The sequence below is a fragment of the Rhodococcus sp. JVH1 genome, assembly GCF_000280725.2.
Taxonomy (GTDB): Bacteria; Actinomycetota; Actinomycetes; order Mycobacteriales; family Mycobacteriaceae; genus Rhodococcus_F; species Rhodococcus_F jostii_A.
Genome location: NZ_CP166289.1, coordinates 815,746 through 830,243, shown reverse-complemented (window position 1 = coordinate 830,243; position 14,498 = coordinate 815,746). Strand labels below are relative to the sequence as shown.

12 protein-coding genes are annotated in these 14,498 nt (G+C 67.9%); 6 read left to right on the top strand and 6 right to left on the bottom strand.

Annotated elements, in window-relative coordinates:
- Positions 1 to 32: 32 nt before the first annotated feature.
- A protein-coding gene (locus JVH1_RS03915) for an IS5 family transposase (RefSeq protein ID WP_371112938.1) occupies positions 33 to 942 on the top strand; the annotation gives its coding sequence in 2 pieces (ribosomal slippage) (positions 33 to 383 and positions 385 to 942; 909 coding nt in all).
- On the opposite strand, the gene JVH1_RS03910 is transcribed toward JVH1_RS03915, so the two are convergent.
- Together JVH1_RS03910 and JVH1_RS03905 are read right to left on the bottom strand one after the other, a co-directional pair.
- Complete coding sequence (locus JVH1_RS03910) at positions 939 to 2,390, bottom strand: alpha/beta-hydrolase family protein (RefSeq protein ID WP_009479666.1); 1,452 nt, start codon at positions 2,388 to 2,390, stop codon at positions 939 to 941. The two genes, JVH1_RS03915 and JVH1_RS03910, sit on opposite strands and share 4 nt — an antisense overlap.
- The gene (locus JVH1_RS03905; RefSeq protein ID WP_011598367.1) at positions 2,387 to 3,028 is read right to left on the bottom strand and encodes a hypothetical protein; all 642 of its coding nucleotides are present in this window, start codon (positions 3,026 to 3,028) and stop codon (positions 2,387 to 2,389) included. Before JVH1_RS03905 ends, JVH1_RS03910 begins: the two co-directional genes overlap by 4 nt.
- 139 nt (positions 3,029 to 3,167) lie before the next feature.
- Between JVH1_RS03905 and JVH1_RS03900 the strand changes: the two genes are divergently transcribed.
- The 4 genes from JVH1_RS03900 (at position 3,168) to gatB (ending at position 7,718) form a co-directional block, all read left to right on the top strand.
- Positions 3,168 to 4,364: a sensor histidine kinase gene (locus JVH1_RS03900; RefSeq protein WP_009479668.1), complete on the top strand. Its 1,197-nt coding sequence runs from the start codon at positions 3,168 to 3,170 to the stop codon at positions 4,362 to 4,364.
- Positions 4,365 to 4,373: 9 nt separating this feature from the next.
- Positions 4,374 to 5,036, top strand: coding sequence for a response regulator transcription factor (locus JVH1_RS03895; protein ID WP_009479669.1), 663 nt, complete (start codon positions 4,374 to 4,376; stop codon positions 5,034 to 5,036).
- A 96-nt stretch (positions 5,037 to 5,132) separates the two neighbouring features.
- On the top strand, positions 5,133 to 6,164 hold the full coding sequence (locus JVH1_RS03890; protein WP_009479670.1) for an ATP-dependent 6-phosphofructokinase: 1,032 nt from the start codon (positions 5,133 to 5,135) through the stop codon (positions 6,162 to 6,164).
- Between the two features lie 42 nt (positions 6,165 to 6,206).
- Positions 6,207 to 7,718: an Asp-tRNA(Asn)/Glu-tRNA(Gln) amidotransferase subunit GatB gene (gene gatB, locus JVH1_RS03885; protein ID WP_009479671.1), complete on the top strand. Its 1,512-nt coding sequence runs from the start codon at positions 6,207 to 6,209 to the stop codon at positions 7,716 to 7,718.
- A gap of 75 nt (positions 7,719 to 7,793) precedes the next feature.
- On the opposite strand, the gene JVH1_RS03880 is transcribed toward gatB, so the two are convergent.
- Positions 7,794 to 8,942 carry a sorbosone dehydrogenase family protein gene (locus JVH1_RS03880; RefSeq protein WP_009479672.1) on the bottom strand — a complete coding sequence of 383 codons (1,149 nt, stop codon included), beginning with the start codon at positions 8,940 to 8,942 and terminating at the stop codon, positions 7,794 to 7,796.
- A 98-nt stretch (positions 8,943 to 9,040) separates the two neighbouring features.
- Between JVH1_RS03880 and JVH1_RS03875 the strand changes: the two genes are divergently transcribed.
- Positions 9,041 to 9,910, top strand: a complete 870-nt coding sequence (locus JVH1_RS03875) for a DoxX family protein (RefSeq protein ID WP_009479673.1) — start codon at positions 9,041 to 9,043, stop codon at positions 9,908 to 9,910.
- Positions 9,911 to 9,980: 70 nt separating this feature from the next.
- Here the strand turns inward: JVH1_RS03875 and JVH1_RS03870 are convergent, their stop codons facing one another.
- The 3 genes from JVH1_RS03870 to JVH1_RS03860 all read right to left on the bottom strand — a co-directional run bounded on the left by JVH1_RS03870 (position 9,981) and on the right by JVH1_RS03860 (position 14,237).
- A complete protein-coding gene (locus JVH1_RS03870) occupies positions 9,981 to 11,516 on the bottom strand; it encodes an amino acid permease (RefSeq protein WP_005259496.1) in 1,536 nt (511 codons plus the stop codon).
- A 326-nt stretch (positions 11,517 to 11,842) separates the two neighbouring features.
- A complete protein-coding gene (gene ilvD / locus JVH1_RS03865) occupies positions 11,843 to 13,687 on the bottom strand; it encodes a dihydroxy-acid dehydratase (protein ID WP_005240376.1) in 1,845 nt (614 codons plus the stop codon).
- Between the two features lie 52 nt (positions 13,688 to 13,739).
- On the bottom strand, positions 13,740 to 14,237 hold the full coding sequence (locus tag JVH1_RS03860) for a PH domain-containing protein (protein WP_009479675.1): 498 nt from the start codon (positions 14,235 to 14,237) through the stop codon (positions 13,740 to 13,742).
- Positions 14,238 to 14,498: the final 261 nt, after the last annotated feature.

Sequence of the window (14,498 nt, the reverse complement as noted above, 5' to 3'; positions counted from 1 at the left end):
GATTTGGGGTGTTGTGCTGCAGACTCTTCGCTGTGGCAGACGTTGTTAATCGGTTTGAGGTGTTGACGGACAAGCAGTGGGAGTTGCTTGCGCTGCTGTTGTCCAGTTCGGATGGGCTGCGGGGGCGGAAGTTCCAGAACAGCCGGCTCGTGGTGGAGGGGATGCTCTACCGGCTGCGTACCGGGCTCCCGTGGCGGGATCTACCTGCGCATTTCGGCCCCTGGAAGACGGTGTGGAAACGGCACCGACGCTACGCCGGGGATGGAACGTGGGATCGGGTACTCATAGCCCTGGCGGCGATGGCCGATGCCGGTGGCGACCTGGATTGGGCGGTGTCGGTGGATTCCACCGTGGTGCGGGTGCACCAGCACGGCGCCAACGCCGCGCGTGACACAGGGGGATCTACCGAATTACACGAATCTGCTTGACGAACCGGTCGATCACGGCATCGGCCGGTCCCGCGGCGGGCTGACCTGCAAAGTCCACCTGGCATGCGATGGCGACGGACGTCCCTTGTCGGTGCTGGTGGGTCCTGGCCAGGCAGGCGACAGCCCGATGTTCGGCCCGCTCCTGGAGGGCATCTGCGTGCCGCGCATCGGTGGCGGCGCACCCCGCACGCGCCCGGACGAGGTCCGTGCCGACAAGGCGTACACATCCAAGGCCAATCGAGAACTGCTACGCAGCAAGGGCATCAAGGCGGTCATTCCCGAGAAGTCCGATCAGGTGGCCAACCGCAAGAACAAGGGCAGCACGGGCGGTCGGCCACCGAACTTCGATGCCGAGTCGTACAAGGGCCGCAACGTGGTGGAAAGGGCCTTCAACAAGGCAAAACAGTGGCGAGCGGTGGCAACCCGGTATGACAAGCTTGCGCTGACTTACCAGGCTGGATTCCTTCTCGCCGGCATCGTCGAATGGCTCAAACTATTGGGAGACATGCCCTAGGAGCAGTCGGGCAGGGCGGTGCCCTGCTCGTTGCCGTAGCGGTGTCCGTGGCCGGCCGCGAAGTTCAGCGCGGACACCAGGTCGACACTCGTCTGCAGGAACGTGATGCCCGGAATCCATTGGGGTACCGGCGCATCGCGTACTGCGAGCGAGAGGTCGGGTCGGTGCACGATCAGGTCGGGGGACCACCACACCACCGGGTCGGACGTGTTCGCCAGCACCGTCGCCCCGTCGGTCAGGACGGAGCCGGCGGGCGGGCCGGCCCACAGTGCGCCGCAGACTTGCTCGCGCAGTTGGTCGGCGTCGGTGAAAATTGCACTGCCGCCGACGGATCCGAGGCTCTGGCCGTAGACGTACAGTGCCGGGCGCAGGAGGTCGGGGAGGTCGGCGATCCGCTCGGCGACGGCATCGAACAACGCGGCCGCCGATTCGTCTGCGGCGGAACGTCCGAACACGAACGTGATCCAGCTCGGCAGGTACGAGTACTGCATGCCGACGATGGCGACGTCGTCGGCGAAGCGTTCCTCGAATCCCTCGGCGGCGTTCTCGTCGATCCACCCCGAGCCGGTGGGCACCGTGACGACGATGGCGGCCCGGGTGAATCCGCCGGCTCGCTCGAGTTCCGAGACTGCCAGTGCTGCACGCGATTCGACGTCCGGCGCCGAATCCATCCCCACATAGGTACGGATGGCGGCCGACTGCTCGCCCGCCGCCACGAACCGTCGTCCCTGGCGACCGAGCGACTCCCAGCTGATCGCGGAGTCCGGGCTGCCGGACAATTCGGCGGACATCGGCCGGTGCAGAGACACGTCGACGAGCGCGTTGGAGTCGCTGTAGGAACGCGACATCATTCCCCACAACGCCGGTCCGGCAACCAGTTGCAGTGCGGTCGCGAGAACGACGGCGGTGGTGGGGCTGCCGATCCAGCCGAGACGGCGGGCGACCGTGCCGACGATGCTGCCGATGCCGGCGAACAGCAGGAACGTCAGCGCCGCCCCGATGATCGCCTGCATCCAGTGGTCCGGCCCGATGCCCGGCATGCCCATGGCGGCGCGCAGCGAATCCTGCCAGTGGTCGGCGAGCACGATCGCCCAGGTCACGACGATCATGGCGCCGATCAGCACCAGCAGACGCACCGAGTCCCGCGGAGGGTGGTGGCCGCGCGAACGGGTCGCGAGGTACCGCAGACGGCGGGCGAGGACGACGAACCCGAAACCGATCACGGCGAGGACTCCGGTGAACAGAGCCTGCGTCAGCGCACTCCGGGGGAGCAGTGAGGGAGCGAGAGACGCGAGTGTGACGGCGGTGACGACGATCGTGGAGGAGACGCGGGGGAGAGCGGAGACCGGGATCGTCGTGGCCAGTGTGCGGCGCAGGGCATTCGGCTTCGTGCGCGAGCGACAGTGCACCGTGCTCCGTCCGGGACCGGACAGAGCGGTGATGGTCATGCGACGGCTCCGACCGGATGCGGCCGGCGGCGGATCGACCAGGCCGCGCCTGCGAGGAGCGCGACACCGACACCGCCGGCCAGTGCGTACGGGAGCCCGGACTCGGTGACCGGTGCCGAATAGCCTTGGCGCCAGCTGTTTCCGGTGACGAAGGTGGTCGCGACGTTCGCCATCACGAAGCACTGCGCCCGTGCCTGCTCGTCGGCGCGGGTGTCGCATGCCGCGTGCATGCGTTGATCCAACTGCGCGTCGAGGCTCTGCCGCGCCCAGGGACCCAGGTCCTCGCCGGACCGTGACGCGTACCGCAGAAGGTCGTAACCGAGGTCGTGCGCCTTGCACGACGTGTCGAACTCGAGGGGCAGCGGCACGGGGGACGAGCAGTCCCCGCCGGGATTGGCGAGCATCCCGTCGATCGGCACGGGGGTGTACCCCATCACGTCGGCGAAGTCCGCGGGAATGGAGTCCTCGGAGATCGCGGCCGGTGCGGTGAGGGTGTGCACCGCGGCGGAGGCGGCGGCGTTCTCGTGCCGGGGCGTGCTCGCCGCGCCGGTGCCTGCGAATCCTGTCGTGGTCAGTAGTGCGGTTGCGGCGCACGCCACCGCGGCCCAGGTCGTCCTCCGTGTCCCCGTCTTTCGCATGACGAGAACGTTATGAATTCGTGTTGCGCAGCCACATCACCCCGGAGACCGGTTAGATCCCTGGCTTCGTGGTGCGAGGGAGCCCCGATCTCATACTGCGGGGCTACGCCGACATGGGACCGGGGTATGAGGACACTCCGTGACCACGGTTTCTACTGTCGACAGTGTGATGGCGAAGACGCGTATCCGGAGAGCCGCCGAGGGTCAGTGGTTGAACGTGGCAATCGTCGTGGTCACCGCGATCCTGTTCGCCGTGGCGTGGCCGACGCTGCAGCTGACCCACCAGGTCAGTCCTCCCATCCAGCCGTTCGTGGCGGCGCTCGCGACGTTCCCGTTTCTGCTCATCCGGTCGAATCCGGCGCTGGCCTGGGCTGTCTCCGCGATCTCGGCGCTGGTGATTCCGCGCGTCTTCGCACTGCAGGACGGCTACGACTACCCGTGGCAGGTGGTCCACATCCTCGTGATGCTCGCCCTGCTGGCCGCCGTCAGCATGCGGGCCGCGATTCCGGTCGTCGGTGTGGCATGGATCTCCACCGTCCTGCTGTTCCTCGCCGACACCCCGGGCACCAACGGCCGCGGGTGGGCGGTGGGTCTGACCGCGATCGTCGTCTTCGGCCTGCTGATCCGGTGGCTGGTGCTCTCTCGCAGGCAACTCGCACAGCAGGAGGAGCTGAGCGAGCTCGAGCGCACTCGCCGGACGATCCTCGAGGAGAAGGCACGCATCGCCCGGGACCTGCACGACGTCGTCGCGCACCACATGTCGATGGTCGTGGTGCAGGCGCAGAGCGCGCCGTACCGCATCGCCGACATGTCCGACGAGACGCGGGCCGAGTTCGAATCGATCGGAGCCGCCGGCCGCGCCGCGCTGAACGAGGTGCGCGGACTGCTCGGAGTGTTGCGCAGTGACGGCCAGGTGGCCGAGCACGCACCCCAGCCCGGGGTTCAGCAGATCAGCGAGCTGCTCGAGGGCAGCCGCAGGGCCGGCATGCCAGTCTCCTGGCATGTCGACGGCGACCCGACGCTCGTGTCGGAGTCGGTCGGGCTCGTGATGTACCGCATTCTGCAGGAATCCCTCGCCAACACGGCCCGCCACGCGGCGGGCGCCGCGGTGGAGGTGAAGATCGCGTACGAGTCGCCGATCGCGTCGGTGTCGATCGTGAACGGCCCGCCGAGGCGGAGTCTCGTCTCCGCCCTGACCAGGCACGAGTCGACCGGCGGCAACGGCATCATCGGTATGCGTGAGCGTGCGCAGGCAGTCGGGGGCATACTCACCACCCTCTTGCACGACAACGGCGGATTCGAGGTCCACGCCGAGTTCCCGCTCGCCTCCGCCTAGGCTGGCTGGGTGGCCATCACCGTGTTCATCGCCGACGACCAGGCTATGGTCCGGCAGGGCTTCGGAGCCCTGCTCGCCTCACAGCCCGACATCAGTGTCATCGGTGACGCTCCGGACGGGGTCGTGGCGGTGAGCGAGGTCCGGCGTCTGCGACCCGACGTGGTCCTGATGGACGTCCGTATGCCGGAGATGAACGGACTCGACGCGGCCCGCATCATCCTGTCGGCCGGTTTCGACCCGCCGGTGCGCGTGCTCATGCTCACCACGTTCGACGTCGACGACTACGTGTACGAGGCGCTGAGCATCGGGGCCAGCGGCTTCATGCTCAAGGACGCGCCCGCGGAGGAACTCATCCGTGCGGTGCGGGTGGTCGCGGACGGCGAGGCACTGCTCGCGCCGACCGTCACCCGGCGTCTCATCGCCGACGTGACCAGCCGCCGCAGCACGGCGCGCCGAAAACCGGCCGCGCTGTCGGCGCTGACGCCCCGCGAACGCGAGGTGCTCGAACTCATCGCCCGCGGCATGTCCAACACCGAGATCGCGGAGCGCCTGTTCGTTGCTGAGCAGACCGTCAAGACGCACGTCGGCAAGGTGCTGTCGAAACTGGATCTGCGCGACCGCGCTCAGGCAGTGGTCCTGGCGTACGAGAGCGGTCTCGTCACACCCGGGTGAGTGAACCGGCCGGTCCGAGGTGCTCGAACACGGTTCGAGCGGCAAGATGTGTAATGAGAACCACCATCACCACACGAGACGACGAGGGGTGCTTGGATGCGGATCGGAATGCTCACCGGAGGCGGCGACTGCCCCGGACTGAATGCGGTGATCAGGGCGGTGGTTCGGACCGCCGCCGGCCGATACGGCAGCTCGGTGGTGGGATTCCGTGACGGCTGGCGCGGCCTGCTCGAGGATCGCAAGGTCGTGCTGTCCAACGACGACCGGATCGATCGCATCCTCACCCGGGGCGGCACCATCCTCGGCACCGCGCGGGTCAACCCGGACAAGTTGAAGGCCGGTCTCGACCAGATCCGGCAGACTCTCGACGACAACGGCATCGACGCGCTCATCCCGATCGGCGGGGAGGGCACGCTCACGGCCGCGAGTTGGCTCGCCGAGAGCGGGGTGCCCGTGATCGGGGTTCCGAAGACGATCGACAACGACATCGACTGCACCGACGTGACGTTCGGTTTCGATACCGCGCTGTCCATCGCGACCGATGCGATCGACCGGCTGCACACCACCGCCGAATCCCACCAGCGGGTGATGCTCGTCGAGGTGATGGGCCGGCACGCGGGCTGGATCGCGTTGCACTCGGGGCTCGCGACCGGTGCGCATCTCACTCTCGTTCCCGAGGTCCCGTTCGACGTCGGCGAAGTCTGCTCCCTCGTGAAGAAGCGTTTCCAGCGCGGCGATTCGCATTTCATCTGCGTCGTCGCCGAAGGCGCCACTCCGACTCCGGAGTCGATGAGTCTGCGGGAGGGCGGTATCGACGAGTTCGGCCACAAACGATTTACCGGTGTCGCACAGCAGCTGGGCGACGAGATCGTCCGCCGCATCGGCAAGGAGGTGCGGACGACGGTGCTCGGGCACGTGCAGCGGGGCGGAACCCCGACGCCGTACGACCGGGTGCTCGCCACCCGCTTCGGGGTGCACGCCACCGACGCGGTCCACCGCGGCGACTTCGGCAACATGGTGGCCCTGCACGGCACGTCGATCGACCTCGTGCCCCTCGAGGAGGCGACCCGGCGCCTCAAGACGGTGCCGAGGGAGCGGTACGAGGAGGCGGCCGCATTTTTCGGTTGACCGCGTTTTTCGGCGAACGCCCGGACGCATAAACTCTGGGGCATGACTGCTGTCGATGCTCCGGACCTCCTCGACTACGACGATGTGCTCGCCAAGTACGAGCCTGTTCTCGGCATGGAGGTGCACGTCGAGCTCGGCACCGAAACGAAGATGTTCTGCCCGTGCCCCACCGAGTTCGGCGCCGAGCCGAACACGCAGGTGTGCCCGGTGTGCCTCGGCCTGCCCGGGTCGCTGCCCGTCGTGAACGAAGCGGCGGTCGAGTCCGCGATCCGGATCGGGCTCGCACTGAACTGTTCCATCACGCCGTGGGGCCGGTTCGCGCGGAAGAACTACTTCTACCCCGATCAGCCGAAGAACTACCAGATCTCCCAGTACGACGAGCCGATCGCCACCGACGGCCACCTCGACGTCGTTCTCGACGACGGCACCACGTGGCGCGTGGAGATCGAGCGCGCGCACATGGAAGAGGACACCGGAAAGTCGCTGCACGTCGGCGGCGCGACCGGGCGCATCCACGGTGCCAGCCACTCACTGCTCGACTACAACCGTGCCGGGGTCCCGCTGGTCGAGATCGTCACCAAGACCATCAGCGGTGCCGGTGCCCGCGCCCCCGAGGTGGCCCGCGCGTACGTCACCGCGCTCCGCGACCTGCTGAAGTCGCTGAACGTGTCCGATGTTCGCATGGACCAGGGTTCGATGCGCTGCGACGCCAACGTGTCGCTGATGCCGATCGGGGCGACCGAACTCGGCACCCGCACCGAGACGAAGAACGTCAACTCCCTCAAGAGCGTCGAGGTGGCGGTCCGGTACGAGATGCGCCGCCAGGCAGCTGTGCTGGAGGCCGGCGGTGAGGTGATCCAGGAGACCCGGCACTTCCAGGAGGCCGATGGGACCACGTCGCCGGGCCGCCGTAAGGAGACCGCCGAGGACTACCGCTACTTCCCGGAGCCCGATCTCGAGCCGGTCGCGCCCAGCGCGGAATGGATCGAGGAACTGCGTGGCACCCTGCCGGAGCTGCCGTGGGTCCGCCGTGCCCGGATCCAGGCCGACTGGGGCGTCTCCGACGAGGTCATGCGCGACCTCGTCAACGCCGGCGCCCTCGACCTCGTCATCGCCACCGTCGAGGCCGGCGCCTCCCCGGAGGCCGCGCGGTCCTGGTGGGTGTCATACCTGGCGCAGCAGGCCAACACCCGCGGGGTGGAACTCGCCGAGCTGCCGATCACCCCGGCTCAGGTCGCGCAGGTCGTCGCGCTGATCGACAGCGGGAAGCTCAACAACAAGGTGGCCCGCCAGGTGGTCGACCACGTCCTCGAGGGTGAGGGCGACCCCGAGCAGGTCGTCGCGAACCACCCCGAGCTCGTCGTCGAACGCGACGACACGAAGCTGAAGGCGGCTGTCGAGGAGGCTCTGGCCGCGAACCCCGACATCGCCGAGAAGATTCGTGGCGGCAAGGTCGCGGCCGCGGGCAAGATCGTCGGCGACGTGATGAAGGCCACGCGTGGTCAGGCTGACCCGGCCCGTGTCAAGGAGCTGGTCATCGAGGCCTGCGGCTGAATCCCTTCTGCACCAACGGGACGCTCGTTCGGTTGAACCGAACGAGCGTCCCGTTCGTTTCGACGGGGCGGGCGGTCAGTCGAATCCGCCGCCACCGGAGGGCAGGGGCATCTTGATCACACGGTCGTCGTTGGGTCCGGGCTGACCGGCCGTCTTGTTGACGGTGCTCACCCAGATGAGACCGTCGGGTCCGAGCGCGGCGCCGCCGAGTTGGCCGTACCGGTCCTGGACGATGACACCGGGGGCGGTGGTCACGGCTCCCGTGCCGGGGTCGGCAGCGAGTGCGGACATGGCCTTCGCGGTGCTCAGTGACACCGCCACGACGTCACCGGCGGCGACGCAGCCGCCGACGCCGGGGCGCTCCGGCCACGTCCACACCGGCGACGACACGGCTCCGTCGGCGCTGACCCGCAGCAGCCGATCCTCCAGCGGGGTGTGATCGGTGACCCACACGGCCACCCCGGGGTCGACGCACACCCCACCGGCGGTCCCGATGCCCGACAGCACGACCTGAGGGCGCGGCTGCGCCGGCGTCGGTGCGGGCGACAGGGCGGTGACCTTCAGCAGTTTCCCGGCGAGGGACGCCGGATCGGCGGCCGCGGCGGCGTTGCCCGCGTTGCCGGTCAGGACCATCAGTTCGTCGCCCGAGAATTCGAGCGATCCCGCATTGCCCGCGTCGCCGCGCGGGATCCCGCCGAGAACCTCCTTGGCGGAGTCACCCGGTGCGATCCGCACCACCCGGTTGTCGGTCGGGGTGGTGACGTAGGCGTAGATGAGGTTGTCCTCGACGAAACTCGGCGACAGCGCGATGTCGAGGAGTCCGCCGTCGGTGCTGCCGTCGACGTCGACGTGCGCGATCTCCTTGGGGGTTTGGCCCTGGGCGACCTGCAGGATGCGTCCGGTCCGGCGCTCGGCGACGAGGGCGGTGGCCCCGTCGGGGAGGACGACGAGTCCGCCGGTGGTGTCGAGGCAGGTGGCGATCACGCTGGGGTCGGGATCCTGGCACGGTCCCAGCGGACCGCTCGGTGGCGGGGTGGTCGTCGTGGACGGCGGCGGGTTCTCCGGTTCCACCTCGGCGCCCGAGGCACCGGTCGGCTCGGGTGTGAACGGGGAGGACGCGGAGTCGTCGAATTTCGCGCATCCGGCGGCGAGGACCGCCGTCACGCACAGTGCGGACATCGCCATCTTGCGGGACGCCGTGCGGCGCCGCCCACCCACCATCATGATGGAGACGTTACGGAAGAGTGCGAGGTCGCCGCCACGCCGGTTCCGCCTACCAGCGATGTCCGGCCGGTCGACCTAGGCTTGACGGTGTGACTGACATGCGGAAAGACCCCAGCGAGTCGTCGGACCAGGGTGCTGCGGACCAGAGCGCCTCACCCGGCTACGGCAAGGTCTCGAGCCCTTACGACCTTCCCACCGAGCGCTTTCCGTCGGCCACGCCGACGTCCGGTTCCGCGGGGCAGCGTCTGCCGCACACCGATGACGAACTCGACTACGGCGATGCGCGCGGCGGGGGTCTCCCCACCGAGCAGATCCCCGCGTACCGGCAGTCGGCGGCGTCCGAGATGTCGGACCAGCCGACCCAGGTGATTGGCGCGGGTTCCGGCGCGTCCCTCGGGGCGACGGCGGGTGATCCGTCGACCGACCAGATCGGCGAGGGCGACGTGAAGATCGGCCGCGGCACCCTGGACCTCGGACTGCTGGCCCTGCGACTCGCGGTCGGCGGAACGGCACTCGTGCACGGTCTGCAGAAGCTGACGGGGATGTGGAACGGTCCGGGACTGGACGGGTTCGAAGAGGTGCTCGTGAACTCGGGGTTCCAGCAGGCGAAACTGCTCGCGATTCTGGGTGCCATCGGTGAGGTCGCGGGCGGTGCACTGCTGATCCTCGGCCTCGTCACCCCGCTGGCCGCGGCCTCGGTGCTGGCCGTGATGATCAATGCGTGGGCGTTCCGGCAGATCGCGGAACCGGGGCTCGAGTACTTCGCGCCCGCAGGCACCGAGTACGAGACGCTGCTGGGTGTGTGCGCCGGCGTGATCATTCTTACCGGGCCGGGACGCATCTCGCTCGACGGTCGCCGGGGCTGGGCGACGCGCCCGTTCATCGGGTCGTTCGCGGCGCTGATCCTGGGCGTCGCCGCCGGTGTCTGCGTGTGGATCTTCCTGAACGGTGCCAACCCGCTCATCTGAGCGTCTTTTCCATACACGACTGCGCCGCACCCCCGGATCGGGAGTGCGGCGCAGTCGTTTTCGTTCGAGCTCAGCGTTGGACGAGTTCCGGGATGTTCTCCTCCTCGGGCGGGCCCGCCTGGGCGGCGAGCTTCTGTCCGAGGACCGACTTGCGCCGGCCGTAGGCGAGGTAGACGACGACACCGAGGGCCATCCACACGAGGAACCGGATCCAGGTCTCGACCGACAGGTTCAGCATCAGCCATCCGCAGGCCAGGACGGCGAGGATGGGGACGAGCGGGACCAGCGGAACGCGGAATCCGCGGGGCAGGTCGGGACGCGTGCGGCGGAGGATGATGACGCCGATGCAGACGAGGACGAACGCGAAGAGGGTGCCGATGTTCACCATCTCCTCGAGCGTGCCCATCGGGAAGAAGGCGGCGAGGAGTGCGACCACGGCGCCGACGAACAGGGTGATGCGGACCGGGCTGCCGTTCTTGCCGGTCTTGGCGAGACCGCGGGGCACGAGTCCGTCGCGGGACATGGCGAACAGGACGCGGGTCTGGCCGAGCATCATCACCATCACGACGGTGGTGAGGCCCGCGAGCCCGCCGAAGTTGATCGCGGTCTGGGCCCAGGTGATGCCGTGTGCCTCGAAGGCGGTGGCGAGGGTGGCGCTGCTGTCGCCGACGAGCGGGCTACCGGTCTTGAGGTCGGTGTACTTCACCATGCCGGTGAGCACGAGGGTGACGGCGACGTAGAGCACGGTGACGATGGCGAGCGAGCCGAGAATGCCGCGGGGGAGCGCCTTCTGCGGGTTCTTGGTCTCTTCGGCGGTGGTGGCGACGACGTCGAATCCGATGAAGGCGAAGAAGACGAGGCTCGCTGCGGCGAGGAGGCCGTACCAGCCGTAGCTGCTGCCGTCGGCTCCGGAGAGGAAGGAGAAGAGGGTCTGGTGCACACCCTGCGCGGCGCTCTCGTTGCTCTCGGCGGGCGGGATGTACGGGGCGTAGTTCTCCTTCTTGATGTAGAAGACGCCGACGGCGATGACGAGGAGGACGACGGCGATCTTGATGGCCGTGATGACGGCGGACACGCGCGAGGACACCTTGGTCCCGATGGCGAGCACGATCGTGATGCCGCCGACGATGATCAGCGAGCCCCAGTCGAAGTCGACGGGACCGAGATGGGCTGTGGTGGATCCGCTGAACCCGAGGACGTTGCCCAGATACAGCGACCAGCCCTTGGAGACGACGGCCGCTGCGAGGGCGAATTCGAGGATGAGGTCCCAGCCGATGATCCAGGCGACGAACTCGCCGAAGGTGGCGTAGGAGAATGTATACGCACTGCCCGCGACGGGGACGGTGGATGCGAACTCGGCGTAGCAGAGGGCGGCCAGGCCGCACGCGATGGCGGCGAGGACGAAGGCGAGCGAGATGGACGGCCCGGCGACGTTGCCTGCAGTCCGGGCGGTGAGCGTGAAGATGCCGGCGCCGATCACGACGGCGACACCGAAGACGGTGAGGTCCTTCGCGGTGAGTTCCCTCCGCAGCCGGGTGTCGGGTTCGTCGGTGTCCGCTATCGATTGCTCAACGGATTTCGTTCGCCAAATGCCGACTCCTGGCATGTGTCGCTCCTTGGTTGTGTTCCCGATGGCCTCGTGGGCCGGAGATGTTCCGGTGGTGCTGCCGATTGTGATGTAGGTCTCAACGGCCAACTGAGGGAACCACTACTGAGCGCCGTGTGCAAGAAGCGCGGGCTCAACTGATCAATTCGATCAGTAGAACCTGTTCTTGGGTGTCGTCGCCTGAGCGAGTTGATCACCCGTGAGCGCGGTCACATCCGCGGCGGAATTCTGTCGTCGCACCGACGACGGAAGCCGGGTGCCGCGGCAGGAAGCTCCTGCTGCGGCACCCGGCTGCGTGTCTGTTCGGTGCGCCCGGTACGAGTGCGTCAGGGGACCTGACGGACCGCGCCCTTGTCTGCGGACGTGGCCAGCGCGGCGTACGCCCGCAGGGCGGTGGTGACGGTGCGTTCGCGGTTCACCGGCTGCCACGGACGCTCGGACGACTCCATCTTCGCCCGGCGCTCGGCGAGCACCGCGTCGTCGACGAGGAGCTTCAGCGTGCGGGTCGCGATGTCGATGAGGATCTGGTCGCCGTCCTCCACCAGGCCGATGGCGCCGCCGCTGGCGGCCTCGGGGGAGATGTGGCCGATGGACAGTCCCGAGGAACCGCCGGAGAATCGGCCGTCGGTGATCAGCGCACACTTCTTTCCGAGGCCGGAGCCCTTGAGGAATGCGGTGGGGTGCAGCATCTCCTGCATGCCCGGTCCGCCTGCAGGACCCTCGTAACGCACGACGAGGACCTCACCGGGCTGGATCTTCTTCCCGAGGATCACCGACACCGCCTCTTCCTGAGACTCCACGACGCGCGCGGGTCCCTGGAAGTGGAACAGGTCTTCGTCGATGCCCGCCGTCTTGATGACGGCGCCGTCGACGGCGATGTTTCCGCGCAGCACGGCCAGGCCGCCTTCGACCGTGTGCTTGTGCTCGAAGTCGCGGATGCAACCGTTGGCGGCGTCCGTGTCGAGCGACGACCAGCGGTTGTTCGTCGAGAACGGTTCGGTGGTGCGGACACCGCCGGGTGCGGCGTGGAAGAGTTCGACTGCCTCGTCGGATGCCTTGCCGGACCGGATGTCCCACGTGTCGAGCCACTCGTCGAAGCTCTCGGTGTGCACGGTCGAGACGTCGCTCTCGAGCAGGCCGGCCCGGCGGAGTTCGCCGAGGATGGCGGGGATTCCGCCCGCCCGGTGCACGTCCTCCATGTGGTAGTCCGAGTTGGGGGAGACCTTCGACAGGCACGGCACCTTGCGGCTGATCTCGTCGATCTTGTCGAGGTCGAAGTCGTAGACCTCACCCTCCTGCGCGGCCGCGAGGGTGTGCAGGACCGTGTTGGTGGAACCGCCCATTGCGACGTCCAGTGCCATCGCGTTGCGGAATGCGGCGGGCGTCGCGATGTTACGGGGAAGGACGGAGTCGTCCTCGTCCCGGTAGTACCGCAGGGCGGCTTCGACGACGGTGGTGCCCGCGCGGGTGAACAGCGCGCGACGGGCCTCGTGGGTGGCCAGCGTGGAACCGTTGCCCGGCAACGCCAGACCGAGCGCCTCGGTGAGGCAGTTCATGGAGTTCGCGGTGAACATGCCCGAGCACGACCCGCACGTCGGGCAGGCGCTGCGCTCGACCTCGGACAGACCTTCCTCGTCGACCTCGTCGTTGGCGCTCGCCGAGATCGCCGTGATGAGGTCGGTCGGTGCCTGGGCGACACCGTTCACCACCACCGCCTTGCCGGCCTCCATCGGGCCGCCCGACACGAACACGGTCGGAACGTTCAAACGCAATGCGGCATTGAGCATTCCGGGAGTGATCTTGTCGCAGTTGGAGATGCAGACGAGTGCGTCGGCGGTGTGCGCGTTGACCATGTACTCGACGGAGTCGGCGATGATCTCGCGGCTGGGAAGGGAATACAGCATGCCGCCGTGTCCCATCGCGATGCCGTCGTCGACGGCGATCGTGTGGAACTCGCGAGGTACACCACCGGCGGCGCGGACGGCGTCGGCGACGATGTCGCCGACGTTCTTCAGGTGGACGTGCCCGGGAACGAACTGCGTGTACGAGTTCGCGATCGCGACGATCGGCTTCCCGAAGTCGGAGTCGGTCATTCCGGTGGCGCGCCACAGTGCGCGGGCGCCTGCGGCATTTCGTCCTGCGGTGGTGGTTCGGGACCTCAGCGGGGGCATGAGCGTATTCCTTAGTCAGCGTACGGAAGTACTGACAAACGCTACTCGCGCACTATTCCCCGTCTGTGTCCGGCCGGTTCTTCACCGGCTGCCCGCCGTTCGATCCCGCATCGGCGTGGTGGGCTGCTTCGTCCGCCGCGGCGGCTGCCGCGTAAGGGTCGGTGATGCGGCCGCCGCTCGCCTCGGCGATGTCGGGAAGCCGGTCGAACGTGACGACGGGAAGGGTCACCTCGCTCCCGTCCGTCAGCGTCGCCCGGGCCCAGCCGCGCTTGGGGAAGCGGAATCCCGTGATCTCGGACCACGCCAGCGAGCGGCCGCCGAACAGCCGGCGCACTTCGAGTCCATCGGGCGTGACGGTGGTGCGCACCCGCGCGACCCAGGCCACCGCGACGATCGGGGCGATCACGAGCCAGCCGAAGGCGGCGGGCCAGCCGAAGATGGGGAACGACACGGCGAACAGGAGGAAGGCGCATCCCAGATAGGCCAGGGGAGAAATCCGGATGACCTGCTTGGGCGGGTTCGTGGTGTGGGATGATGATTCTGGTGGCACGGGCTGCTGCGAGGTTGACACCTCTACATCTTCGCACCGCAGCCGATGTATCTCATATTCTGGGACGGCCGACTCACCAAGTTGACTGTTCACTATTAGCGCGCCTACCGTCGAGCGCGTGAAACAGAATGAGTTGCTCGTAATCGGCCGGCGCGTCGTCGCCTGAGTCGATTCCTTCAACTCGCCAGATAACGACGCGCCACCCTCGTACAGCATCAGCTGACGGGGGTTTTTTGTTGCCCGGAGCCAGAATCAGAGGAT

Excerpts from the sequence above, each read along its gene's own strand:
- ilvD (WP_005240376.1), bottom strand. The coding sequence starts at position 13,687 with ATGCCCCCGCTGAGGTCCCGAACCACCACCGCAGGACGAAATGCCGCA.
- JVH1_RS03880 (WP_009479672.1), bottom strand. The coding sequence starts at position 8,942 with ATGATGGTGGGTGGGCGGCGCCGCACGGCGTCCCGCAAGATGGCGATG.
- JVH1_RS03910 (WP_009479666.1), bottom strand. The coding sequence starts at position 2,390 with ATGACCATCACCGCTCTGTCCGGTCCCGGACGGAGCACGGTGCACTGT.
- gatB (WP_009479671.1), top strand. The coding sequence starts at position 6,207 with ATGACTGCTGTCGATGCTCCGGACCTCCTCGACTACGACGATGTGCTC.
- JVH1_RS03875 (WP_009479673.1), top strand. The coding sequence starts at position 9,041 with ATGCGGAAAGACCCCAGCGAGTCGTCGGACCAGGGTGCTGCGGACCAG.
- JVH1_RS03890 (WP_009479670.1), top strand. The coding sequence starts at position 5,133 with ATGCGGATCGGAATGCTCACCGGAGGCGGCGACTGCCCCGGACTGAAT.
- JVH1_RS03905 (WP_011598367.1), bottom strand. The coding sequence starts at position 3,028 with ATGCGAAAGACGGGGACACGGAGGACGACCTGGGCCGCGGTGGCGTGC.
- JVH1_RS03870 (WP_005259496.1), bottom strand. The coding sequence starts at position 11,516 with ATGCCAGGAGTCGGCATTTGGCGAACGAAATCCGTTGAGCAATCGATA.